This is a genomic window from Psychroserpens sp. (assembly GCF_034670085.1).
Taxonomy (GTDB): Bacteria; Bacteroidota; Bacteroidia; order Flavobacteriales; family Flavobacteriaceae; genus Psychroserpens.
The window spans coordinates 241,002-265,853 of the sequence record NZ_JAXMOD010000002.1; the positions used below are offsets into that span (position 1 = coordinate 241,002).

Below are 24,852 nucleotides of genomic sequence, written 5' to 3' on the forward strand. Positions count from 1 at the left end.
AGCCTCGAATCAACGAGGCTTTTTTTTAGTATTTATAAAGAACCGATTAATTACCTTTAACTCGAGTAATTTTAGCTCCAATAGCTCTTAAACGTTCATCAATATTTTCATAACCTCGATCAATTTGTTCGATATTATGAATAGTCGACGTTCCTTTTGCCGATAATGCCGCAATAAGTAATGAAACTCCTGCTCTAATATCTGGTGACGTCATTGTCGTCGCTTTTAATGTCGATTTAAAATCGTGGCCAATAACGGTAGCTCTATGTGGATCACAAAGAATGATTTTGGCTCCCATATCTATCAATTTATCTACAAAGAATAATCGACTTTCAAACATCTTTTGATGTACAACTGCTGCTCCTCTAGCCTGAGTTAAAACGGTAAGAATAATGCTCAATAAATCTGGTGTAAATCCAGGCCATGGTGCATCTGAAACGGTAAGTATAGAACCATCGATATAATTTTGCACTTCGTATCCATTAATATGCGCAGGAATATGAATATCATCACCTTGACGTTCGATATTGATTCCAATTTTTCTAAAAACACTTGGAATTTGACCTAAATCATCCCAACTGACATTTGTAATTGTTAACTCACTTTTGGTCATAGCAGCTAAACCTATCCAACTACCAATTTCAATCATATCTGGAAGCATTCTGTGTTCAGTTCCTCCCAATTTATCAACACCTTCAATAATTAACATATTAGAACCAACTCCACTTATCTTAGCTCCCATTCTGTTGAGCATTTTACAAAGTTGTTGTAAATAGGGTTCACAAGCAGCATTATAAATGGTGGTTGTTCCTTCAGCTAAAACCGCAGCCATCACAATGTTTGCCGTTCCAGTAACTGAGGCTTCATCAAGAAGCATATAAGCGCCTTTTAGCTTTTTGGCCTCAACACCATAAAATAAATCTTCTTTGTTGTATCTAAATTTTGCTCCTAGATTAATGAAACCTTCGAAGTGGGTATCTAAACGTCGACGACCAATCTTGTCTCCTCCTGGTTTTGGAATATATCCTTTACCAAAACGTCCTAATAAGGGGCCAACAATCATGATTGAACCTCTTAAGCCTTTTCCGTCTTCCTTAAATTCAGCCGACTCAAGATACTTTAGGTTTACGTCATCTGCTTTAAAAGAATACGATCCACTACCAAGTTTTTTGATTTTAACTCCTAATTTTTTTAATAAAGCAATCAATTTATTAACATCAATAATATCTGGAATATTATCAATTTTAACTTCTTCGGCAGTTAATAGTACTGCACATAAAATTTGTAATGCTTCGTTTTTTGCACCTTGAGGTTGAATTTTCCCTTTCAACTGGTGACCTCCTTCAATAATAAATGTTGACATGAATACCTATTAGTAACGTTTTCTACTTCGGTTAGAATTTTTTTTGTGATGCGATTTCTTACTACTTGAACTGCTATGCGCGTATTTCTTTTTATTTTTCAGCAAACTCGTAGCATCTGAAAGATCTTCATCACTTTCTTTTAAATCAATTTTACCACCAGACAATTCATATAAATGTTTGAAAATCACATAATCCTCGACAGTATCTTTGTTCCAATTAAGAAAACATTTTTTCATATGGTTGGCAATCGTATACACTAAAGCTTCTTTTAATTCGCCTTCTTCCCATGTATTTGCAACATCAATCATTGTTTTAATATTATTTCCGTAGAAACGATATTTTGGAAAGTTTTGAGGATATTTTAAAGGCTCTGGCTTTTCACTTAACTCCTCTTTAGTCGTTGTTGGATATGGAGAATCTACATCTAATTCAAAATCTGCTATAATAAAAAGCTGATCCCAAAGCTTATGCTGAAAATCTGGTACATCACGTAAATGTGGTTGCAAATTTCCCATGACATTTATGATGGATTGTGCTACTTTATTACGCTCTTCTTTTGTTGGTAATTGTTTCGCGTAATTGACCATTTTTTGAAGATGTCTTCCATATTCAGGAATAATCAAATGTTCACGCTCTGTGTTGTATTCTATATCGTCTATCAAAATATAAGTTTGTGTAGTATTTGTAAATCATGCACGAAGTACTTCAGCATGTGCTCGCAAAATACAAAAAAATAGTTGTTTTAAGTTCTCTTTTACAAAGAAATAACACCTTCTACTTTTTCTGCGACTTCCTTGTATTTAGTTATTACAGCATCAGGATCTTTCATATCTACATTTACAGAAACACTCGTATAGGTCCCTTTATTTGATTCCTTCGTAGTAATAACTGCGCCAAGATTATTAAATAAATCTTCAATTTGACTTATTTTACTTTGCTCTGTAGGCACAATAAATTTATACAAGTATTCTGAAGGCCAACTTGTAGTTTCGTATAGTTGACTTCTTAATTTGTTATAAAACTCCTCTGTTTTTTTCTCTGAACTCATAGTAATTCTTCTTCGTGAGCAAATATACGTTTTACTTACATTTTGCTTTGCATAATTAATTGTTAATTTTACAACCAAAACCTTGCCAAATTGAATACACGCAAAATCGTAATTACTGGAGGTCCAGGAACAGGTAAATCATCTATTATAAATGAACTTGAAAAACGTGATTACACTTGTTTTGAAGAAATATCAAGACAGGTAACCCTTGACGCTAGGAAAGATGGTATAGATCAACTTTTTTTGACGAAACCTTTGCTCTTTAGTGAATTACTTTTAGAAGCAAGAATTAAACAATTTATTGATGCTGAAACTCTTGATAAAAATCTTATCTTTTTGGACAGAGGCTTGCCTGATGTAGTTGCTTATATGGATTATGCCATGAGTGACTATCCTGAGCACTTTATAGAAACTTGCCAAAACCATATTTATGATAAGGTATTTGTATTAGCACCTTGGCAAGAAATTTTTGTGAGTGATAGCGAACGTTATGAAAACTTTGATCAAGCTGTAGAAATTCATGATGCCTTATTACATACTTATGAACGCTTTGGTTATAAACTTGTTGACGTCCCTTTTGATAGTATTGAAAAGCGTGCAGATTTCATTATAGATGCTTTAAATTTGTAGCGATGTCACATCCTATAAACATACTTGAACGCTATTGGAATCATACAGCATTTAGACCACTACAAGAAGAGATTATCAATGCTGTTTTGGATAATGAGGATACGTTTGTTTTACTCCCAACTGGAGGCGGAAAATCGATTTGTTTTCAAATTCCTGCATTAATTAAAGATGGTATTTGTATTGTAGTGTCTCCACTTGTTGCTTTAATGAAAGATCAAGTTAAAAACCTTAAAGACAAAGGCATTAAAGCTATGGCCATTACTAGCGGAATTAGCTATAATGAACTTGACACCTTATTAGACAATTGTATTTATGGGAACTACAAGTTTTTATATTTATCTCCAGAACGTTTACAACAAGATATCGTTCAACATCGAATACAACAAATGAATGTCAACCTCATTGCTGTTGATGAAGCACATTGCATTAGTCAATGGGGAAATGATTTCAGACCTGCATATAAAAATATTACTGTATTAAGAGAGTTACAACCAAGTGTTAATGTTATTGCTTTAACGGCTACTGCCAAACCAAAAGTTATTGATGAAACCATAGCTGAATTAGATTTTATAGCTCCTAAAATATTTAGAGCTTCCTTTAGTAGACCAAACATAGCCTACAATGTAGTATATAGCGAAGATAAGTTATACGACCTTGAACGTTTTTTAAACGCTTACAAAGGTGCTTCAATTATATATGTAAGAAGCAGAAAGTTATCGGTCGAAATTCATGAGCAGTTAGAGAAGTTAGGGTTTAGTTCTACATTTTTCCATGGTGGCATTCCAACAAAAGATAAACAAGAACGATTAGATCAATGGATGAACAACCAAAAAGAAATAATGGTTGCTACAACTGCTTTTGGTATGGGAATTGATAAACCTGATGTAAAAACTGTAGTTCATATTAATTTACCCGAAAGTCTAGAAAGCTATTATCAAGAAGCTGGTCGCGCTGGCAGAAATGGTGATAATGCTTATGCCATTATATTAACAAATAAATCTGATGAACAACGTCTTAAAAGTCAGTTTATAAACACCTTACCTTCTATAGATCTTATAAAACTAGTCTACAGAAAACTTTGTAACTATTTTCAAATCTCATATGGCGAAGGCGAATTTTCATCACATCAATTTAATTTTAACACCTTTTGTAAAACTTACGATTTCAAATCCACACAAACCTTTAATGCGCTCCAGATTCTAGATCGAAATAGCATCATTAAACTTTCACAACAGTTCAACTATAAAACAACATTACAATTCATAATTACTAGCACGTCTTTATTTACTTATTTAGAACGCCATAAACATGTTGAATTGATTGTTAAATCTATTCTTAGAACCTATGGTGGAATTTTCGAACATTCATTAGCCATTAATTTGTCGCTAATTGCAGATAAAACATCAACTACTGAGAAACAAATTATTGCGATTTTACAACAATTGCATAAAGATGAGGTGGTGGATTTTAATTTTTCTAATACAGATTCTGAAATTGTATTCTTGCAACCAAGAGAAGATGACAAGACGATTAATAGAATAGTTACTATTGTAGAGCAACAACACGACTTAAAAAGACTTCAGGTTAATGCAGTTTTGGATTATATCGAAAATGATTCTGTTTGTAAACAATTACAATTGCTGAATTATTTTGGAGAAGCCTCTGTAGAAACTTGCGGAAAGTGTACTGTTTGCTTAACAAATTTGGATGGATCAAATTCTACAGATTTAATGACCATTCAGAAACAGATCGTTACCTTATTAACACATCAGAATTTAAATTCACGGCAACTAGCTGAAGAATTGCCATATAAAGACACTGAAATATTTGAGGTTTTAAAGTTATTATTAGAACATCAATTGATAGTAACAACGTCTTCAAATACCTATAAATTAAAATAACTATGAGCAAAGACACTTTAAGAATCGTATTTATGGGCACACCAGATTTTGCTGTTGCCACTCTAAAATCCTTAGTTGATGCTAACTATAATATCGTTGGTGTTATTACAGCACCAGATAAACCAGCTGGACGTGGTAGAAAACTAAATGAATCTGCAGTAAAAACATATGCTCAATCTAAAGGGCTGAATATATTACAACCAACCAATTTAAAGGCAGAATCATTTTTAGAAGAATTAAAAGCTTTAGAAGCCAATTTACAAATCATTGTTGCATTTAGAATGTTACCAGAAGTTGTTTGGAGCATGCCAAAACACGGCACTTTTAACCTCCACGCTTCATTATTACCAAATTATAGAGGAGCAGCACCAATACATTGGGCCATAATCAATGGTGAAACGAAGACTGGTGTGACTACTTTTTTTATAGATGAAAAAATTGATACAGGTGCCATGATCCTTCAAGATGAAATTGAAATTGAAGCTGATGAAACTGTTGGAACGCTTCACGATAAACTAATGACTATTGGCAGCGAATTGGTATTAAAAACGGTAAAGCTAATTGAAGAAGATGCTGTTGAAACAACAATACAACCTAAAACGGACGACTTAAAAACCGCATATAAGCTACATAAAGACAATTGTAAAATTGATTGGTCCTTACCTATTAATAATATCTACAATAAAATAAGAGGTTTAAATCCTTTTCCTTCTGCTTGGTGCTACTTATATAATGGTGATGAAAAAGTAACCGTAAAGATTTTTAAAGTTGAAAAAGAAGTAGAAAAGCATCATTTTGATGTCGGAAAACTTAGTAGTGACAAAAATGAATTAAAAGTCGCTGTAAATGATGGGTTTATAAATATTAAGGTAATTCAACTTCCTGGTAAACGAAAAATGGACGTAAAATCTTTATTAAATGGATACCATTTTGAAGAAAACGCAAAACTGCTCTAAACCCTTATCTCCATTGATATTATAAAAAATCCGATAAAATGCACTTCCTTTATTAACAAATCCGCTAAGTTATCAACAAATAACCGGATTTCCCTTGCTATTACTTGCGTAGATGGATTTTACATATAAATTTGTAGAAGGATTTAACAAAATGTTTAACCCAACTATTTATTAATAATTTAAAATTTAATTTTTATGAACAAAACAGATTTAATCAATGGAATGGCAGAAAATGCTGGAATTACAAAAGCAGCTGCTAAGAAAGCATTAGATTCATTATTAATCGACATCGAAGGATCTTTACAAAAAGGAAACAGAGTTTCTTTAGTAGGATTTGGTTCTTGGTCAGTTTCTAGAAGATCTGCAAGAGAAGGAAGAAACCCTCAAACTGGTAAGACTATACAAATCAAAGCTAAAAACGTAGTAAAGTTTAAAGCTGGTTCTGATTTAGGAAAAGCTGTAAACTAAGCATATTTCTAAAATAGATTAAAAGCCCACTTTTTTTTAAAAGTGGGCTTTTCTTTTCTACACGCTTAACTTTAATAATCACTTTAAGAACTAAGTAATTGGTTTAGTTATAGAATTTATTGCTTTTTAGAGAAATATGTTTTAGATTTAATACATAAATCATACACAATGATTACCATAAAGCCCAAAAAAGGTGATTTATTAATAGCAGAGCCATCCATAATTGGTGATTTATCATTTAATAGATCCGTTATTCTACTTGCTGATTATAACAGCCAAGGTTCTATTGGTTTTATTTTAAATAAACCTTTAGAATATACACTTCAGGATTTAATACCTGAAACTCAAGCAGACTTTAAAGTCTTTAATGGTGGACCCGTTGAACAAGACAATTTATATTTCATTCATCAAGTTCCTGAGTTGATACCAGATAGTATTGAGATTTCATTAGGTGTTTTTTGGGGAGGAAACTTTGATGCGGTGTTGCAATTACTTGAAGACAATAGACTATCAAATTCAGATATACGTTTCTTTCTTGGGTATTCAGGTTGGGATTCTCAACAGTTAGAAAACGAATTGCTTTCTAATTCATGGATTATTACAAAGAATATTTATAAAGAGGAACTTATTGAAAAATGTTGTGAGTCTTTCTGGAAAGAAAAAATGCTAGAACTAGGAGGTAATTATCAATTATGGTCTAATGCTCCTGAAAATCCAAGTTATAATTAAGATACTCTTAATTTAATATTCAATCGTCTTATAATATCTTCAGCAATAGTAGTGGTAAATTCTTTTTTGCGATATTTTAATATAGGCTGAATTCCTGTAATCACATTACTTATAAATAATTCATCTGCTTTTTGAAGCTCAAAAGGAGAAATAGATGTTTCTTCAATGACATAATCTCCAGAATTTACAATTACTTCTATAAGTTGTTTTCTCATAATTCCTTTTAAACAGCCATCATCTAAAGGTGGTGTTTTAATGGTTTCACCAGAAACGACAAAAAGATTCCCGTTTAATGCTTCAACAACATTCTTATTGGTATTTAAAAGCAAACAATTATCCCAACCATTTTCTGCTGCATAGATACTTCCTAAAACATTAATAGCCTTATTATTTGTTTTTAGTGTAGATAATAATCCTGGAGCAACAAAAAAATCTTTATATAAATCAACTGTATATCGTTCTTGCTTGGAAACCGAATAAAAATCGGTAGCTAAGGCTTCTACAGAAATATTATAACTGATATTGTTATCATTCGGAAGATATTTCCCGCCATCTCCTCTATCGACATTTAAACGAATTCTTGCTGAAGATTTTAAAAGTGAATTGGCTTCTAATGTTTTTAATACTTCATTTTCTAAGAATTCCATTGTAAAGTGCATTGGAATTTCCATGCGCATAATTCGCATTGAAGCCATAAGCCTAAAATAATGGTCTTCCCAAAATAAAAGCTTACCATGAACTGCTTTTAAAGTTTCAAATACAGCATCACCATACTTATAACCTCTATTTTCACTAGTAATAAAACTTGAATCCTCTATTAATTCACCATTGAGATTTGTCATAAAAAAAGTCTCGATTAAAAATCGAGACAAATATAAAACTTATATGATTTAGAAATCTTAAGCTGAACCTAAAACTTGCTTTAAATCTGAAATTTGATTATCCCATAGCATTTTAGCTTCCTCTAATTCATCTTCTTCCGTGAAGTCAGTTACAATAATTGATACATCTTTAGTAATTTCATCGACCTGAATTCTAATTTCAAAGAAATAATTATCACCTTCATCTTCATCCGTCATCCATCTAAATTTGATTCGTTCACCACTTTTTTTACTTAATAACTTTGCAGTTTCTTCAGAGTCATCCCAAATAAAAGTGAACATCTCACCTCTTGAGTTTACATTATCAGAAAACCACTCAGATAAGCCTGAAGGTGTAGAAATATATTGGTATAAAAGCTGAGGAGAAGCATGTATTGGAAACTCCATTTCGAACTTGACTTTGTCTTCCATTTGTATTTTAATTGTGAGGCTCAATATATACAATTAATTGATGAGTATAAAACTAATCTGCAAAAAAATATTTTAAGCATTTAATGTTTGTTGCCATAGATTTTGTTTTTATATTTGCAGCCGAAATTATGGCGAGGTAGCTCAGTTGGTTAGAGCGTTGGATTCATAACCCAGAGGTCACGAGTTCAAATCTCGTTCTCGCTACAACATCTTAATAATGTGACAATTAACGGTTTAGTTCACTCTAAACCGTTTTTTTATGCTTACATTAAATAAAGTCATTACATTTGAATATGATTTAGAACACGATTCAGAACACGATTTGTCACACAAAAAAGATTTTTCGGCTCCAAAAATTTATACTGCCAACGGCGATTTATCTAAGCGTTGGTACGTATATTTCTCATTTAGAGACCCTGAAACAAAAAAGCTAAAACGTCAAAAAAACATTTACGGAAATGCTAATTCTTTTAAAAATAAAGAAGATCGTTTAGCACTGTTATCTCGCTATCGAAGAAGGCTTTTAAAACTGCTTCAGGAAGGTTATAATCCATCTTTAAATAATACGGAACTCTACAAGTCTAAATTAATTAAGAAAGGCACAGCTAAAGGCTCTCATGATAGTCCAAAAAAAGAACCATCACCACAAATTAAATATCCTAAAACAAGTGTTGACACCATTAAAACTATTAGCACAACTAAAACCACAGAAGACATTGCTGCTAGTGATTCTGGTATGACGCTTCGAGAGGCTTTAGACTTCAGTTTAAAGATTAAAGAAAAGGAAATTAGCTCTAGATCGCACATAGATTATAAATACACAACCAATGCATTGGTGAAATGGATTCATGAAAATCGCCCTAAACTAAAATCGATTAATCAATTTGATAAAAAAGCGGCTTTAGATTTTTTAAATGCAGTACTACTCAGATCAAGTGCTCGAAATAGAAATAACTATAGACTAAATTTAAGTAGTTTATTTCAGGTATTGGAGGATAATGAACTTATTCTATCCAACCCAATCAAAAAAATTAATGCCTTAAGAAGTATTCCAAAACGGAACAAGTCGTATTCAACAAAAGAGCATACAAAGATTTTTGAATATCTAAAAAAAGAAGATCCTTTACTCCTACTATATATAAAGTTTGTTAGCTATAATTTTTTAAGACCTGTTGAAGTCTGTCGATTAAAAATAAAAGATATCAATCTTGAAGACAAAACATTGCAGTTTAAAGCCAAAAACAGTCCTTTAAAAACAAAGTTAATTCCGAAGAAAATAATTGATGAACTTCCTGATTTATCAAAATTAGATCCTGAATTTTATTTATTCACACCTATAAAAATTGGTGGCGAATGGAACACTACTGATACTAATAAAAGCACCTACTTTTCTAAACGCTATAGAACGGTTGTAAAAGAACATTTTAATTTAGATAAGGATCAAACCTTATACAGTTTTAGACATACATTTATAACGATATTATACAAATCATTACTAAAAGGATCATCACCACACGCTGCTAAAAGTGAATTAATGAATATTACTGGACATAATTCAATGGATGCCCTAGAAAAGTATTTAAGAGGAATTGATGCTTCTCTGCCTAAGGATTATTCTAAACATTTTGACCATGACTAAAATTTCGGCAAACCTAATCGGGAACCTTACTAAGAACTTTATATTTTATATACCTAGTTCGATGTATGTAATGGTTGAAAACTCTGAATTTAAAGGCATAATTCCTAGGGAGGATTATGACAAGATTATCTATTATGAAGACCAATTAAATATTAGGACAACTAATTTAGACCAAATCATTCTTCTTGATATTCTTAATAAAAAAGATATTTTAGAAAACAATTTGGTAATGTTATTAGAAGCAAAAACAGCATTAAATTCAGCAGCTTTTGAAATTGTTTTAAAAGACTATAAAAAACACATCGATTGCCATTTACAGATGAATTTATGGATGTACAATAACCTAACAATTAGTATCCCAACTATTGAAGACGTTATAATTAACGCATTTAAATTTCAAAGCGAAAACTTTAAAGAGCATTGTTCTCAAATAGAGCATCATTTTCAAATACAAAATCAAGATCTCAAATTAAACGATGATGATGTTGTTAAAAATTTGGAAACCATATTTTCTGAGAATGATTTAAAGAATAATGTGTTTAAGCTTAACCCTAATTCTAAGTCAGAAGCGAATACAACGTCTTCTAAAAAGCAGAAGCCCATTATTAGTGATCAAGACATTGATCATTTTTATTACAAACTGTTTTTAATGTTGAATTGTAGTTTTAGCATCTAATTTTGTGTTGATTTTTTGTTGAATTCAATAAAAAATCTTAATTTAACGTCAAACAAACGTTTATTTTACGCTAAATGTCAGATACAAAATTTTATACTTGTCCATATTGTTTCAATGCATATGAACCAAAAAGACGTGGTGCGCAAATATATTGCTGTAACTCTTGTCGGTCTAAGGCTTATCATGCAAGGAAAAAAAAATCGCAAGCTCTGGTTGTAAAATCAAAAGAAGAATCATTAACAAAAAATACCCTTTCTCCTTCAAAAGAAAAAATGTCGGCTACAGGAATTGGAAATGCCGCTGTTGGGACTTTAGCTGCTGATGCACTAAAAAGTTTCCTCACAACCGAATCAAACAAAGCAGCTACAAAAGGGGATTTAAAAGTACTTTCCGATAAATTAATTAATCGTTATCATAGAATTAACAATCACTCTGCAAGGCAGGATGGAGCGCTTCCCTATTTTGATATGGAAACAGGGAATATTGTGTATTTAAAACCTATTCTGAAATAACTTAAATTACAATTCAAATTAGAGTTAATATTTATAAACCTAATACTTAGTTTCATTAATTTCCTTACATAACCTCAACAAACTCCATTTTACATTTGTGATTAATTGGCTTATGAATATCTTCATAACCTTTAGAATAATCATCAGCTAAGTAAGATTTTAATCTATTTTGAGAATTATTACCATTATATAATAATTCATTACCTGCATAAAACACATCATAAGTGGATAAAGTACCAAAACCATGTGGATATCCATTTTGAGACATTAAATAAAGGTACTTATTATAGGCTAGTTTTTATTTACTTATTCAACCCTTACTTGCTTAGTGCTTTTAATATTCGCTCCTCATTTATGACGATATCTCTAAACAATACATAAGGAAACTCGGTATATTTTGATGTCTTGAATGCCTCAAAAATATTCGAAAGTGTAGACGCTGTAATAAGAGACAAATTCATTTCTGTATCCATTTCGCAGTCTGTTACAAAATCATCGCTGAATTCTGGTGCTACAAGTAATATTTTAACTATGCGCAATTCATTTTTAAGAGCCAAATTTTGATACGACTTTAGCTGTCTTGAAACAGAGCTAAATTTATTGTAACCTCTTTCTTTACTCGTTTTACATTCGACGATAATAATTTCATTGTTTCCCAAGTTTAAAAGGATATCAATCATATCCTTTTTGGTGTTTAAATTATTTTTAAAAGCATCATCAACATTAAAGCCTAAACCTTTAAAAATAACTTTTGTTAAATCTTCAAACTTCAAACCGAGCTCACTTTCTTTTACTGTTATTCCATTTTCCTTGAGTAAATTTAGATTCCGGAATGCAACATTTTCATAGTTTTCTAAATACAGATTCTCAACATCCTTATAATGCTCTAAGACATTTAGAATATCATCTCCTCGTTGCTTAATTCCATTGTCTTTTATAAATTTTGTTAAGTCTTGCTTTACAATTAGGTCTAAAATATCTCTAGGTTTAATATTATAATCTAATAAAAAATCAGCTACAAGTACAAACTCATCTTGCAACTCAAATTGATCTCTAATTTGTTTGTTTAGTTTTGGCAAAGATTGATTCAATTCGGAAAGAAGTTTATCAAATCCATCTAATGAAATACCAACTTTTTCATCACGCTCAACGGTTTCAAAATGCTGAATTAAACTTCTTATTTTCTCTTCTAAAGTACTTCCTTTAAGGTTACTAATATTTAAGCCTTTCTCACAAAGCTCATTTAACGTTCTTTTTCTTTCAGTCAAGGTGCTTCCTGTTTTGTAAATATCATCTAAAAGTAAATTTGTAAAAGACACACCTTCCTTTATAATTTCTTCAATTTTTTGAGCATTAGATAACTTTCTGTCAATATTATGTTCTCTTGCTATTTGATTGATGATAGGTTCTCTTAAAAGTTTAAGGGTTCTACGGTAAAATTTTTCTGCTACTTCTTTTTCTCTAACTCTGCGTAACATACTAACCATTTCGTCTGCAACATAAATGGTATTTTCTTTATTAGAGTAAAATATAACACCAATGTTTTTCAATCCTTTTATTACATCTTGTATATCAAGTTTTTTAATTGGTAAAATTGAGTAATTAATCAATTTCACTTCTTCTTGTGAAAGCCCCAATTGTTTTGAAAGTGTTAGTATAATAGATAACTCATCGGATGTTATTCTCGCATCTCGATTATTTGCGATATCATTATTATATGCAGTATACAAACAAGATTTGTATATTTTGTAATCTCTTTTTCTTGTATCACTTAATTCAGATTTATCATTGTCAAAATCTGCATTGAGTGCTTTAATACGACTCTTTAAGTTCTTTATTTCTGTCTCGTACAATCTAGAAAACCAATCTTGTTTCATTATACAATTCCCATCTCGAATAATAATGTCGATTAATATGTCTAATTGTGATGAGATTTCTTGAAACTCACACTTTATATGTTCCTGAAATTCATCTGAAGTTAAAGCAAAAATATTTGCGATATTTAAATTATCAACTGACTTTAAACCTTTATCGGATGAGCTTAATATCTTCTCAATTTCTTTCCCATTCTTAGGGTTTTTCGAAATGATATTATCAATTATTTTAATAAATGAATTCTTTTCTATTGAACCTAGTTTGTCTAATATCTTTTCTAATTTCATGTACTTTAATTTTTATTAAGGTAGTTTAATATTCCCGAACCACTTCACTTGTCAAGTTTAGTTTTAAGATTCAACGCCAATTTAACAATTACTATCCGAATATTATAATTACAGGATTTTCCGGGCTCATAAAGAATTAAGCATAATCCTTAATGCAAAACATTTTACTCAATAATTATATTTTCAGCTTGAACTTTATCATCAACAAACTTAATTTTACAAGACCATTGACTTCTTATCATTGCTCCAAATCCATTTTGGCTATCAACCCAAGAGCGTATTTGATATTCGCCACCGCCTAAATTTGTAATATGTTCATCTTTTTCAAAAAGACCTGGAAATTCAGCAGTTGAAGGTGATTTTAATCTCTGTTTTATAAAATCTTCTGCATAATTATATGCTAACATTTTGTTTGGTTCAACCGAAGATGAATCATTACTATCTCCCGAACCAAAAGCAAGGAAAATAAAAGTTATAATTGCAAATAGACTAAATAGATGTTGTAATTTGTTTTTCATTTTTTAGTTGATTTATAGTTTTCAAAATTAATATGCTTAATATCCAACCTATTGAATAAAAGATAATATCTTTAAAATCAAAGGTTCCGAATGTTGGAATAAAATATTGTACAATTTCTGAAGTTTCTGCAATAACTAAAGGTAAAATAATGTATAACATTTTAACTTGTGATTGAATTTCTTTCCAGATTATTAACATAACCGACGTAAAACCAAAAACCCAAAGTAAGTCAGGCAAATTGAATTTGATCCATTCCGATAAATGATAATTTCCAAACAAATCACGTATGTATTTTATTCCATTTTCCATTTGGACTGCTTTTATCCAATTAAAAAACAAAATTGTTTCAGTTCGATTAATTATATAGATAAATCCACCAATAAATATTGGTAGAAATCCAAAAAGTCCAATTTTTATGATGTAGTTAGTCTTCAAATATTTTACAATTTTACCTAGTTGTTATCTCAGTAAATACAAGCCGAATAGAAAACCAATGAGGCTTTTGTAAATAGGATAAAACTAGAAATAAATTTATACGTGTTGTACCCAGTTTTTATTTACGATTATTTATAAAGTTTACAATCAATTTCGTGATTCATTATGTTAATCAGTAAAGAGTAATATCCTTTATCCAAAAGACTAATACTAAATTTTTCAGCGTCTTTCGGCAACTTAAAAGGCTTTAGAATTTCCTTTGATTTGTTTTCGTAAAACACGACAATAGGATATTCGTAAATATCGAATTTATGTAGAACAAATATATTATCACGTATCAATTCTCTGTCAACTATATTTTTAACTTCAGGATTTGATTTATCAGCAATTACAGTTTTCGGTGGTCTTTTTTGTTCGTATTTTTCGGGAAATCGCATATTTCCGATATCTTTTTTAAATCGACTATTTATGAAATATGAAAAGTCAGAATTTGATTCGAATGTCTCAAGCGTTTTATTTGTCATATTTTCAATTACTTTTTTCAGTTAAGATTGCGTTTCTCAAATTGGTAGCGGTCTCGGGTATGAAACGTAGGGACTTTCGAAGCACTTTAATGTCAGCATGGAGCTGAGCTTGCTAAGTGTTGAAAACTTGCGAAAAACATTGACCGCCCTATATTTTTATACCTAATGTTGGTAGTAGTTTTTCATTTTTAAAACAAGTTGTTAATCTGATTTATCCAACCTTGTCTGTGGATGATTCTTTGTTGCTGTAAACTTTGATTTAGGATTTGTTCTTTAGTTAATTGTGACAATTGTTGCCAATTTTGACCAAACACATATGTGGCATTGCCTTGATGAATGCTTTCGAGAATAAAGAAGTTTTTATTTGGAAATCCAAAAACAATATATCCTCTAAATCCTGCATTGCCAACTGCAACAAAGTTTGGATTATGATTTGATATAGTTTCCAACCTTCTTTCGATTATTCTTCTGCGGTTAGGTTGAACATTTCCTATGGCTCTTTGAACATTATTTTGTAAAATATTCCATGGGTAACTACCTGGAGGTAACATATCCCAATTTAGTATAGTTACTGGCACGTTGAAAACAGGTACTAAGTTTGCATGTAAAGTGTCACATTCGCTAAACAACTCAAGAAACAAGTTAATTGCTTGAATTATCTCATCATCTGAAGTTACCCCTTTGGTAAATTGAGGAGAACGGATAATTTTTTGATTATTCCCCCCATTTACTACAGTTAATTCAAGTTCTGGTGCTGGAATAGATGTTCTTGGATACCTTTTATAAGGTATATCAACTGTATGGTAATTTCCGTGCCAATCTTTGATGTCAGCTTGTCTATAAACAGTTTGCTTCGGTTGGTCTCGATGAATTATAAAACCTCCATTTGCATTGAACCTACTTTTAGAACCTAAAATTGAAGGTAAAATTTGTTCGCCAACATTTATTTGAGGGCTAAAACCTACCTGTTGTAGTCTGTTTGTATCCGATAAATCGGTAAGTGCAATATAAAAATCATCATTATTATTCAATCCCGCTAGGTAGTTACCAAGGTTTCTAATTCGTTGTTTAGTTATTTTCATGGTTTATTCATTTTTAAATTACTGCCAACGGTAACGTATAAGAATATTAGCGGATTTTACGCACTTAAGTTTCGGTTTGTTACTGTCGTTTGATTTATAAATTTCATTTCGTTTTAGCGATTAAACCGCTATTATTTTTATACAATGTTGTAAACTGGCTATTTCAGTTGTCTCACTTGTACAGATTTCCCTTCTACTAATATTCGGTGATTGTATCCGTCATAATAAATTATGGCATCTGGTCTGTATGAATAATTATAATCGTAATCATACTCATCCTGCTTCCAAGTCTGACCGTTATTTAATTCGAAAAGGGTATCGCCTGACCATCCGTTAAAATCATTTACAATCGTAGCTTTGATTACGTCATTTATTAATTTGACTTCAACAAATTTATCCTTACCGTCTTTCGTTAAATAATATCTGTTTTGGTATTTATAAATCATTATTTTAGCCATATATGAGTAGTGATACCAATATTTATATTTAGTCTGCAACCAATATTGACCATTGTAAAGCGGAAAAAGCTTGCCATCATCAAAGCCTTCAAAGTCTCCGTCAATTTTAGAGTTTAAGACTACCTGACCGTTTGAAATCAATTCGTTATAATCCATAGTTTTAAATTTTTCTTGGGACTATACGCCCACTTTTATTTTCACGATATGTGTAGCCTGATGATGGAAACGCAACTACTCGTCCGTCCTTTCCTTCACGATAAGTGTAACCACTTGACGGAAATGCTACAACTCTACCATCTTTCCCTTCTCTATATGTATGTCCACTAGATGGAAATGCTATAACTCGTCCGTCCTTTCCTTCACGATAAGTATAACCACTAGAAGGTAATGCAACAACTTTTCCGTCTTTCCCTTCACGATAAGTATATCCGCTTGATGGGAATGCTACAACTCTTCCATTTTTTCCTTCACGATAAGTATAACCATTAGAAGGAAACGCAACTACACGTCCGTCCTTCCCTTCTCGATATGTATATCCGCTTGATGGAAAAGTCACCTTTACTCCATCTTTTCCAATTCTATATGTATCTGCCATAAATTATTTAGTTACGATTTTCGTTTAGCTTGTTTACAACGTGTTATATACTTAAAAAATTAGTAGTTATCCACTTTGTTTTTCTGGATAACTCTACTTATTCTATTTTAATTGAACTTATAAATAATCATTGGTTACTTTATCTTTACATTAGATATAAAAGCCTTCATACCTCTAGTCATTAACTTACGTTAAATATTTTGAAACTTGTTGCGTTCTGGATGGTGAGTTAAAAACAATTCTGTTTCAGCAAATTTCAATTGTTTTTCATTTATTCTATAACAGCAACATCTTCATCAATTACTAGAAGTCCACTTCCAACAACTTCAACTGCTTCTGTATCATTTTGTGCATTACATATATTTTAGTTAAAATATTTTTTATGTTCAAAAAAAAAGGCTCATTACTAATAACATTCCTTTCACTTAAATTAAATACTAAATTAATCTTAATAAAAAACATTTTACTACGGGTTTCCGTAACGAACAAATAAAGCTAAACTCTTAAAAAATTAGAAGTATTGAGCTACTTAAAATTGATAACAGCTAAAAACATTAGGATTTTGTTTTTCACTTAATTTGCAGTTATCAACTTGTGGTATCATAGTCATCAAACAATGTTTTTTGATAAATATCTCCATTGAACTTATTGATTAATTCTCGAATAAATTCGTAATGCTTTACATATTGATTTGGAATAAAGAGTAATCTAATGTTTTTGGTGTTTAATAAGTCCATTTTAATTTTATCAGACTTGATCCGATTTTTCTTAGTGTAATGTTCTCTACCATTTAATTCAAATACTACTTTAGGTTTATTCCCTTGATAAAGCACCCCGTCAAATTCTTTTTTATTGACTAGAGTATTATTAATTTCTTCAGGAAATACATCGATAATTTTTACATTTCTCTTGAATTTACTACCACGTATTGAACAATAATGTCTCATTGTTGTATAAAATTCGTCTTCAAATTTCGAATTATTAGAGAATCCAATTGTAAATTTATTCACAATGCTCTTAGATATTTGTGTTGTTCCATTTTTTTCTACGTAATCAATCAAAGCATATAAGTCATCATCTTTATTTGACAAGATATCAATTGCTTTTTTATCGGTTACAACGATTAGATTTTCTTTAGCTCGAGTTACACCAACATTTATTAACTGACTATTATCTTTAATCCAATCGTATGTTCTAGAGGTCGTTTCTTTTGAAATTGCTGTAGAAATTATTATCGTTTTGTTTTCTTGCCCTTGTACTTTATGAATGGTACCGCAGCTTACGGAAGAATCTATTTCTCCCTTTTCTTTAGCTTCTTTTAAATAATGATTTATAACTTCTTCTTGATTTCTAAAAGGTGTAATGATAAAAACGTCTGATAGATTATTGTCTTTAATATAATTTACAATTTCTCTAGCTTCTTCAATTTGTGAGTTTTTATTTTTATGATTTACGTTGTTGACATCTAATAGTTTTACTTTACCTATAGTATCGATTGCTGTTAGATTTAATCGACTTTCATAAAACCGCATGTTGGAATAATTGATAATCTTTTTTCCACAGCGATAGTGATAGCTTAATAAAATGTCTCTTGAGATATTATCTATTTTTTTGTAAACAGAAAGTATGGAATTATTGAAATAATCATAAACGTCATTAATTTCAAATTGCTTCATTAATTGTTCATTTCTGGTTTCCTCAAAAACTACAATAGGTTTTAATTGATTTGTGTCACCAATCAAAACCATGTTTGAGCACTTTGAAATAGGAATTAAACTCGTAGCAATGTCACATTGACCAGCTTCATCCATTGTAAGCAAATCAAATTTGAATTTTCTACCCAATTTACGACTGGAAAGATTAGTTGTTAAAATAATTGGAAAAACTCTAGTAAGCTTTTTTATATTCTCATCGTTAGCAATCCATCTATTAAATTGCCGAACTTGTTCTTTTTCATCTTCTAAATTTAGTATTTCAATAAGGTCACTATATTTCTTCGTTTTTAAGCGTTTTATGTATCTCAAAGACTCAAAATAAAAAAACTGTTGTAACTGAAAATTACCTTTAATAATCTCAAAAATTCCTTTTACATTATCGTCCGATGTTATCGGAATTTGATTTAATCGCTCTTGCAGTTTCTTTTTTTCTTCTTCAAGTAACCAATATGTTCCTTCACCTTTTATTATTAAACCATTAATGAATTCTAAATTTTGCTCTATATCTATCCTAAGCTCATAATTTTCTAATTTCTTAAGTAATTTTCTATTATTTTCTTTTGACTTTTCTTTCAACCTGAGCAATAAATCCTTTTTAGGTGTATCTTTTGTTTCAAACTCATAAAGCTCCTTTATCTTTTTTAATGCTTCTGCAGTGCATTTGTTATTTCCTAATCTGATAAATGGAAATAGAATCTCTTTACTTCGATATTCTCCTAAAACCAATTTATCTTTTATGCCGTCAATTGGAATATTATTATTTGAAGAAATTAACAAGGTTTTGTTGTTCGTTAAACAGTTCACAACAATATTCAAAATGGTTTGCGTTTTGCCAGTTCCTGGAGGTCCTTGTACGTAGGTTATTGGATACTTTAAAGAATTATAAATCGTTCGTAGTTGATCTATATTGACATTATTATCGTAAAGAACGATATGAGGTTCTTTTCTATTCTTTCTGTCTAATAAGGATAAGTTTTGGAAGAACGCTTTTAACGGAATTTGTATTTCCTTGTTGAAGTGTTCTGAATTTACATCCTCATAAATGTGTGATATATCAATTTGCGCATACCCTAAAACAACAATTTCTGGTCTGGTGTTCGGCAACTCTCCAGATCTAAAATTACACGCTAATAGTTTTATAGTGGCATTTTTGTCTTTAAGGTATAAAGCTTCAAAATCAGTCGGACTCAAATCTGTATAATATGACAATGAATACTTAACGTTGTTAATGTAAAAATTAGAATTGAAATGTATTTTGGTTCCTATTTGAAGTTCTTGCTCAACAGGGTCATACGTTAACATTCTATATGAAACGACAAATTTCCCTCTTGATTCTAAATCAATTGAAAATTCACATAGAGCAAGTTCATATTCATAAAATGTCTTGTAATCATTATTATAAATTTCTTTTATGATGTGCTTTTGTTGTTTATCCGTTAGCTGATAAGGGTTTTGATTAATTAATTCTTTTGAATCCAAATTTGGAATTAAATGCATCTTGTGCAAGAATGGATCATTATTAGCTTTGTAACATTCTAAATAATAATTCAACACATTGTGGTCATATCTGTCGAAGTCATATTTTTGCAAGCTCTCATCTTCGTCAATTTTTTTTATCAATTCATCAGATACATCATAATGCGAAAATTTCAAGATTTCAGCTGTCTGAATGCTTGATATAAAGATTTTCTTATTTAAAAGTGGCTTGTCTTTGGTGACATTGAATATATTAACTTTAAGTTCATCGTTTGCGTTGATATCCAATATAGCTATCCAAAATGGAGTGATTTCTCCATTCTTGTTTTTATAGGTAATGTTAAGGAATTTACCTTCTCTAATGGCTTTTCCTATTAGTGCTATTTTGTTTTTGTCAATCATTAATAGGATAGTTTTTCTGAAAAATCATTGCGATATCTAGCAGTTTTTTTGTATCCAATCTTAGCCTTACCCTTAACGTTTTAATATATGGCTAGTTAAGTTGGTAAGTACTAAGTTAGCAAAAAAGAAACTTACAATAATTGAGTTTTCATATCCTATTCAATTTAGATGTGAATAATGACTTATTCTTCGTCAAAAAAGAATTCATGTATTTCAATAATATCTCCTCTTCCAATTTGAACAAGATCTCCAGTTTCTTTTAAAAACATTCCTAAAGATCTTTCGTTGTAAATTAGTTTTAATTTGGTAGAATAATCAGTCACCACATACATATCACCCGTTAATTTGTAAAAAGGGATTACCAACTTATTGCGCACTTTCACACCTTTATTTACTACTTTGCCTTCTGATAATGTCTCCTTTACTTTATTAGTATTATTTTCACTTGAAGAAACTTTTACATAAGAAACCATCATATTCATCCATTCAACATCATCTATTAAAAACCATTTTATTCTACTAAAATCAATACCATATTCATTAATCCACCCTTGACTTGTAAACCCAAATAAAACTTGTTTGCGTCCATCAAGCTCAGGTTTATCTGAAGGTGTAAACTCCTGTATCTTATAAGTTATGACCGAAGTTGAAGACATATCTTTCAACTTTTTACCATTAAAAGATAGCGTTTTTAAAGAAAAACTAGTTATCTCTGGATTATTAGACAATATCCATTGGGTTGCAGTTAATTCAGCCCTTTCTTCCATTTGTTTGACAGCTGCAATTCCAGCTCCGATGGCCACAAGTGCACCAGTTGCAACTGCTACTCCATCACTTTGTGCTTTTAAATTTTGAGGCAATAAATAGCTGATTATAATACATAAAATAAGTGTTTTTTTCATTGAATTATTTTTAGTTTAGTTTTTTATGAATTCAGGTACAACTAGTTATTAATAAATAAAATATCCTTATATCTATTAAATTATCTGATTAGATGACTTTTTTATTTCTAGATACATTTTCAAATGTATTCTTAATACAATTCTTATTGTATGACAAAAGTCACGTTTAGAATTAATAAATAGGATCAATTAACGAAACTATTACTTTTAGCAATAGTTACATTGCGGAAATCCGTAATGAAGAAAAAATTAATGTTGATAACACCTACCATTAGCATTTTTTGTCTTGCGCTTACAGCGCTTACCAGCTTGTGTTTTACCCGTGCATTGGCTTGCTACAGTCTTTTTGGCAGGTACTTTTCTTTTTGCTTTTGGTGTTATTGCATTAGAACTAGCACTAGAACTAGTTTTAGTATTTTCTTTAGTTGGCTTACACACACTACAAGCAGAATAGCCTAGTGTTATGGCTTTGGCAATAGGTAGTTCTATTTTCGAGAATTTGAGGTATCTACATGCACTTTTATGGTATTTTTCACCAGTTTTAGTCGTGTAAACAGTTTGCGCTAAAACATTAGATGAAAACACAATAGAAAATATAAATACTAGAAGTCTTAGCTGTTTCATTGTTTTTTGTTATTCTTTTTATTGCTTCTCCATTCCCAAGGCGCTATAGCGTTTGGGTCTTGCCAAAGTCCCCTTTTATTTCGTCTAGCTTTATCTTCAATAACTTGCAAAGAAATATCTGTTGAGTATTTAACAAAATGCCAAGCAAAACCAGCTTTTACTAATTCTTTACTTAGATTTTTTTTATCATCATAGTATACATTAGCAATGAATCTTCCATAACGATCCTTTTTAAGTACTTCAACCTGAACTGATCTATTAAAAATAGCATCTGAGGTGAATTGTTTTGCTCGTTTTGAGAACGGTTGTTTACGTTCTGGACAATCTATATTAGCTACTCGAACCTTAATGAGAGTAGAATCTTTCTTTAAGAGTTTAAATGTATCACCATCTGTAATCGCTACTACTTTGCCATTAATAATTTCTTTCTGAATAGAATTAGAATCATCAAAAAATGACCCTAGAATTAGAAATAAAAAGATGAGTGCGATTTTTTTCATAAATTACTATTCAACAGGTACACGAACCTTTGTTTCATTTATGTTCATCCTAGTTTTGTCTAAAGTTACATATTGTGGCTCTTCCTTTTCCCTGTCGAAAGTAACATTTTCAAAAATCTTAATTTCTTTGACAGCCAAAACTTTAACTTCTACATCAATTCCCATGATTTCATTATCATTAGAAAGACCAATATAAAAAACACCTTGCTTTATCTTGTCATTTCTTCCATAAGCAACTCTACCCTTACCCATGTCAAATTGCAAAAATTGTTGGTTACTATAAAATAATTGAACGTTTTGGAAATCACTAATAAAATAATACTGAACATCCTCTCCGGTTTGGGGAATAATTAATTCAGTGACTGCTCCTACAGCAATACCAGCAAGTGGTGTTTGATAATAAACATCAGCTGTTTTCCCTACCAAGTTAGATATAGATTTTAAATTTTTTTTATATGCATCTTGACCTTCTTGATCTACGCCTATCCAATAAGACCAAGCTACTAAATTTTCTTCTCTATATTCGTCGTTTTTAAGCGTAGGAAGATCCACCTTCAAATAGGTCTTGCTTTTATTTTCATTGTAGAAAGAATGAACCTTTTCTGATTTTTCAAAAAGCATAATTTCCTCTATTTGAGTATCTTTTAATTCACGCATTATTTCTTTATAGTTAATGGTTTGATATCCTATTAAACTATCTTCTTGATATGCTATATAAGTAGTATCTCTAACAGTTTCCCATCTCCAATTGGTGTTAAAATCAATTGTACTTGAAACTGAAGGTATTCTATGAATCTTTATCTTACATACTCGCCTTGTTATTGATGAACTATAAAACTTAAACTTATAGATGCCTTTATTTCTAATTTGTATTCGTTTGTCCTTTATATTAGAAGCTTTATATTCAGTAATTAAAGTGTTAGATGGCATTTCTACTATTTCAACTAGCTTAATATTTTTGCCTTTTTCCATCTCCATATCAAATACAACCTCATCTCCCTGCGCGAAACTATAAAATAGTTCCTTGGTTTGATCCATATCTAAGACAATTGTAGACTCTGTAACTTTAACAAGTTCTTGTGCAAACAAGAGAGATTGGAAGAAAAAAGCAATTAAAAAGATAAGTAGTCTTGAATTCATAGGGCAGGTGCATTTTTTAATTAAATGTTTAACAAACATAAATCCTCAAGTTTTATAAACCAAGAGATAAATAATTTATTTGGGTCATCAAGTTTGAAATTTTACATGACTTTTGATGCTAAATATTTCTGAATATCATAAACATCTATAAAAAGCAAAAAAACCTAATACAATATCCTCAATTTTTCGATTAAAGCCTACTTTATTTTGTCGTTAAGTGTTCAGATTAAAACTCATTTTAACTGCCTAATATTAGGTTTAACAAACCCATAATTTGTATAGCATTATTGATTTTTTATAAAATCTTTAATTATTTTATCCATATTTGAGGGCAAGCTTGCTGTTTTAATTTCATATCGTCCAACTTTCATATTATTAAACCAATCACTCCAATACCTCCTTATCACATCTTCTTCAAAATCATTCTTTTTGTCTGGATTAATTCCTAATACAAGAATTTCTAATTTCTCTAAATTATCAACAGCAGGTATAAATCCATAATTTTCCGATGACATTCTTTCATCCCATTTATTGGAATTCAATTTAAATTTACGAATATCTTGAGGTGTTAAATAGGTGGTCTGATTATTCTGTTCTATATGATTATCTTTATGATAAATATATCCATCAGTCAGAATTACTAAAATATTTCGGTAATTATCTTCTATACAGAAATCTTTAACTTTTGTCTTGACAAACCGCCAAGTATCTGACCCAACATATTTATTGTCTTTAATTGCTAATTCGTAGATTTTTTGTGGTTCAGTGGCATAAGATTCCTTTATCAAGTCTAGAAGTTCTAAAGAGGCATTGTTTCTTGAAACATTAAATCTTAAATTTTCTGATATTTTGTTTATGTTTTGATTTCGAGGTTCAGGATCAAAAAAAACTTGCATTTTATCATTCATTTGTCTCACTTTTTTTCTTTGTAAATGTGAGTAGAATGCTTCAGATACGGATTTTATATATTCAACGTCTCTTAAATAATATTCCATAGTCGGGTTAGGATACTTTTTCGGATCAATTCTATCTGATAAATCAAGTAGAAAACTAATATTTAGATTTTGGTTCGAGTTATTCCTTTCTTCGATAGTACTACTTTC

At 30.5% G+C, this 24,852-nt stretch carries 27 protein-coding genes and 1 tRNA gene; 9 read left to right on the forward strand and 19 right to left on the reverse strand.

The genetic code is table 11. The features are described 5' to 3' along the window. Nucleotides 1-46 precede the first annotated feature (46 nt). From murA to VOI25_RS04890, 3 genes are all read right to left on the reverse strand, one after another. Nucleotides 47-1,363 carry a UDP-N-acetylglucosamine 1-carboxyvinyltransferase gene (gene murA, locus VOI25_RS04880; RefSeq protein WP_323787880.1) on the reverse strand — a complete coding sequence of 439 codons (1,317 nt, stop codon included), beginning with the start codon at nucleotides 1,361-1,363 and terminating at the stop codon, nucleotides 47-49. 9 nt (nucleotides 1,364-1,372) lie between these two features. Then, nucleotides 1,373-2,026, reverse strand: coding sequence for a DUF4290 domain-containing protein (locus VOI25_RS04885; RefSeq protein ID WP_323787882.1), 654 nt, complete (start codon nucleotides 2,024-2,026; stop codon nucleotides 1,373-1,375). Between the two features lie 92 nt (nucleotides 2,027-2,118). After that, complete coding sequence (locus VOI25_RS04890) at nucleotides 2,119-2,412, reverse strand: DUF493 family protein (protein WP_323787883.1); 294 nt, start codon at nucleotides 2,410-2,412, stop codon at nucleotides 2,119-2,121. A gap of 90 nt (nucleotides 2,413-2,502) precedes the next feature. Between VOI25_RS04890 and VOI25_RS04895 the strand changes: the two genes are divergently transcribed. The 5 genes from VOI25_RS04895 to VOI25_RS04915 all read left to right on the forward strand — a co-directional run bounded on the left by VOI25_RS04895 (nucleotide 2,503) and on the right by VOI25_RS04915 (nucleotide 7,096). Next, nucleotides 2,503-3,042 carry an ATP-binding protein gene (locus tag VOI25_RS04895; RefSeq protein ID WP_323787884.1) on the forward strand — a complete coding sequence of 180 codons (540 nt, stop codon included), beginning with the start codon at nucleotides 2,503-2,505 and terminating at the stop codon, nucleotides 3,040-3,042. Nucleotides 3,043-3,044: 2 nt separating this feature from the next. Then, a complete protein-coding gene (locus VOI25_RS04900) occupies nucleotides 3,045-4,943 on the forward strand; it encodes a RecQ family ATP-dependent DNA helicase (protein ID WP_323787885.1) in 1,899 nt (632 codons plus the stop codon). 2 nt (nucleotides 4,944-4,945) lie between these two features. Next, nucleotides 4,946-5,899, forward strand: a complete 954-nt coding sequence (gene fmt, locus VOI25_RS04905) for a methionyl-tRNA formyltransferase (protein WP_323787886.1) — start codon at nucleotides 4,946-4,948, stop codon at nucleotides 5,897-5,899. Between the two features lie 195 nt (nucleotides 5,900-6,094). Then, on the forward strand, nucleotides 6,095-6,367 hold the full coding sequence (locus VOI25_RS04910) for an HU family DNA-binding protein (protein WP_249996520.1): 273 nt from the start codon (nucleotides 6,095-6,097) through the stop codon (nucleotides 6,365-6,367). Nucleotides 6,368-6,535: 168 nt separating this feature from the next. Continuing rightward, a complete protein-coding gene (locus VOI25_RS04915) occupies nucleotides 6,536-7,096 on the forward strand; it encodes a YqgE/AlgH family protein (RefSeq protein ID WP_323787887.1) in 561 nt (186 codons plus the stop codon). On the opposite strand, the gene VOI25_RS04920 is transcribed toward VOI25_RS04915, so the two are convergent. Next, entirely contained in the window at nucleotides 7,093-7,938 is an 846-nt protein-coding gene (locus tag VOI25_RS04920; RefSeq protein ID WP_323787888.1) for an aminotransferase class IV, read from the reverse strand. The genes VOI25_RS04915 and VOI25_RS04920 overlap by 4 nt on opposite strands. 57 nt (nucleotides 7,939-7,995) lie before the next feature. After that, nucleotides 7,996-8,388, reverse strand: coding sequence for an START-like domain-containing protein (locus VOI25_RS04925; protein ID WP_323787889.1), 393 nt, complete (start codon nucleotides 8,386-8,388; stop codon nucleotides 7,996-7,998). Between the two features lie 130 nt (nucleotides 8,389-8,518). On the opposite strand from VOI25_RS04925, the gene VOI25_RS04930 reads away from it, so the two are divergent. The 4 genes from VOI25_RS04930 (at nucleotide 8,519) to VOI25_RS04945 (ending at nucleotide 11,215) form a co-directional block, all read left to right on the forward strand. Beyond that, nucleotides 8,519-8,592, forward strand: a tRNA-Met gene (locus VOI25_RS04930). Between the two features lie 55 nt (nucleotides 8,593-8,647). Further along, on the forward strand, nucleotides 8,648-10,027 hold the full coding sequence (locus tag VOI25_RS04935; protein WP_323787890.1) for a site-specific integrase: 1,380 nt from the start codon (nucleotides 8,648-8,650) through the stop codon (nucleotides 10,025-10,027). Next, nucleotides 10,020-10,703, forward strand: a complete 684-nt coding sequence (locus tag VOI25_RS04940) for a hypothetical protein (protein ID WP_323787891.1) — start codon at nucleotides 10,020-10,022, stop codon at nucleotides 10,701-10,703. The genes VOI25_RS04935 and VOI25_RS04940 overlap by 8 nt, the downstream gene beginning before the upstream one ends. A gap of 74 nt (nucleotides 10,704-10,777) precedes the next feature. Further along, complete coding sequence (locus VOI25_RS04945; protein ID WP_323787892.1) at nucleotides 10,778-11,215, forward strand: hypothetical protein; 438 nt, start codon at nucleotides 10,778-10,780, stop codon at nucleotides 11,213-11,215. A gap of 64 nt (nucleotides 11,216-11,279) precedes the next feature. Here the strand turns inward: VOI25_RS04945 and VOI25_RS04950 are convergent, their stop codons facing one another. The 14 genes from VOI25_RS04950 to VOI25_RS05015 form a co-directional block, all read right to left on the reverse strand. Continuing rightward, nucleotides 11,280-11,483, reverse strand: a complete 204-nt coding sequence (locus VOI25_RS04950) for a hypothetical protein (RefSeq protein ID WP_323787893.1) — start codon at nucleotides 11,481-11,483, stop codon at nucleotides 11,280-11,282. Nucleotides 11,484-11,532: 49 nt separating this feature from the next. Then, complete coding sequence (locus VOI25_RS04955; RefSeq protein ID WP_323787894.1) at nucleotides 11,533-13,377, reverse strand: hypothetical protein; 1,845 nt, start codon at nucleotides 13,375-13,377, stop codon at nucleotides 11,533-11,535. 164 nt (nucleotides 13,378-13,541) lie between these two features. Continuing rightward, a complete protein-coding gene (locus VOI25_RS04960) occupies nucleotides 13,542-13,895 on the reverse strand; it encodes a hypothetical protein (RefSeq protein WP_323787895.1) in 354 nt (117 codons plus the stop codon). Next, nucleotides 13,867-14,331: a hypothetical protein gene (locus tag VOI25_RS04965; protein WP_323787896.1), complete on the reverse strand. Its 465-nt coding sequence runs from the start codon at nucleotides 14,329-14,331 to the stop codon at nucleotides 13,867-13,869. Before VOI25_RS04965 ends, VOI25_RS04960 begins: the two co-directional genes overlap by 29 nt. A 128-nt stretch (nucleotides 14,332-14,459) precedes the next feature. Beyond that, a complete protein-coding gene (locus VOI25_RS04970) occupies nucleotides 14,460-14,855 on the reverse strand; it encodes a hypothetical protein (RefSeq protein ID WP_323787897.1) in 396 nt (131 codons plus the stop codon). Between the two features lie 188 nt (nucleotides 14,856-15,043). Continuing rightward, nucleotides 15,044-15,937, reverse strand: coding sequence for a hypothetical protein (locus VOI25_RS04975; protein ID WP_323787898.1), 894 nt, complete (start codon nucleotides 15,935-15,937; stop codon nucleotides 15,044-15,046). 158 nt (nucleotides 15,938-16,095) lie between these two features. Further along, nucleotides 16,096-16,551: a hypothetical protein gene (locus VOI25_RS04980; RefSeq protein WP_323787899.1), complete on the reverse strand. Its 456-nt coding sequence runs from the start codon at nucleotides 16,549-16,551 to the stop codon at nucleotides 16,096-16,098. Nucleotides 16,552-16,555: 4 nt separating this feature from the next. Next, nucleotides 16,556-16,990 carry an InlB B-repeat-containing protein gene (locus tag VOI25_RS04985; protein ID WP_323787900.1) on the reverse strand — a complete coding sequence of 145 codons (435 nt, stop codon included), beginning with the start codon at nucleotides 16,988-16,990 and terminating at the stop codon, nucleotides 16,556-16,558. A gap of 587 nt (nucleotides 16,991-17,577) precedes the next feature. Beyond that, nucleotides 17,578-20,583: a DEAD/DEAH box helicase gene (locus tag VOI25_RS04990; protein ID WP_323787901.1), complete on the reverse strand. Its 3,006-nt coding sequence runs from the start codon at nucleotides 20,581-20,583 to the stop codon at nucleotides 17,578-17,580. Between the two features lie 182 nt (nucleotides 20,584-20,765). Next, the gene (locus VOI25_RS04995) at nucleotides 20,766-21,485 is read right to left on the reverse strand and encodes a hypothetical protein (RefSeq protein WP_323787902.1); all 720 of its coding nucleotides are present in this window, start codon (nucleotides 21,483-21,485) and stop codon (nucleotides 20,766-20,768) included. Between the two features lie 249 nt (nucleotides 21,486-21,734). Then, nucleotides 21,735-22,109, reverse strand: coding sequence for a hypothetical protein (locus VOI25_RS05000; protein ID WP_323787903.1), 375 nt, complete (start codon nucleotides 22,107-22,109; stop codon nucleotides 21,735-21,737). After that, nucleotides 22,106-22,609, reverse strand: coding sequence for a thermonuclease family protein (locus tag VOI25_RS05005; RefSeq protein WP_323787904.1), 504 nt, complete (start codon nucleotides 22,607-22,609; stop codon nucleotides 22,106-22,108). Before VOI25_RS05005 ends, VOI25_RS05000 begins: the two co-directional genes overlap by 4 nt. Nucleotides 22,610-22,615: 6 nt before the next feature. Beyond that, nucleotides 22,616-23,749, reverse strand: a complete 1,134-nt coding sequence (locus VOI25_RS05010; RefSeq protein WP_323787905.1) for a hypothetical protein — start codon at nucleotides 23,747-23,749, stop codon at nucleotides 22,616-22,618. Nucleotides 23,750-24,033: 284 nt separating this feature from the next. After that, the gene (locus tag VOI25_RS05015; RefSeq protein WP_323787906.1) at nucleotides 24,034-24,744 is read right to left on the reverse strand and encodes a hypothetical protein; all 711 of its coding nucleotides are present in this window, start codon (nucleotides 24,742-24,744) and stop codon (nucleotides 24,034-24,036) included. Nucleotides 24,745-24,852 lie beyond the last annotated feature (108 nt).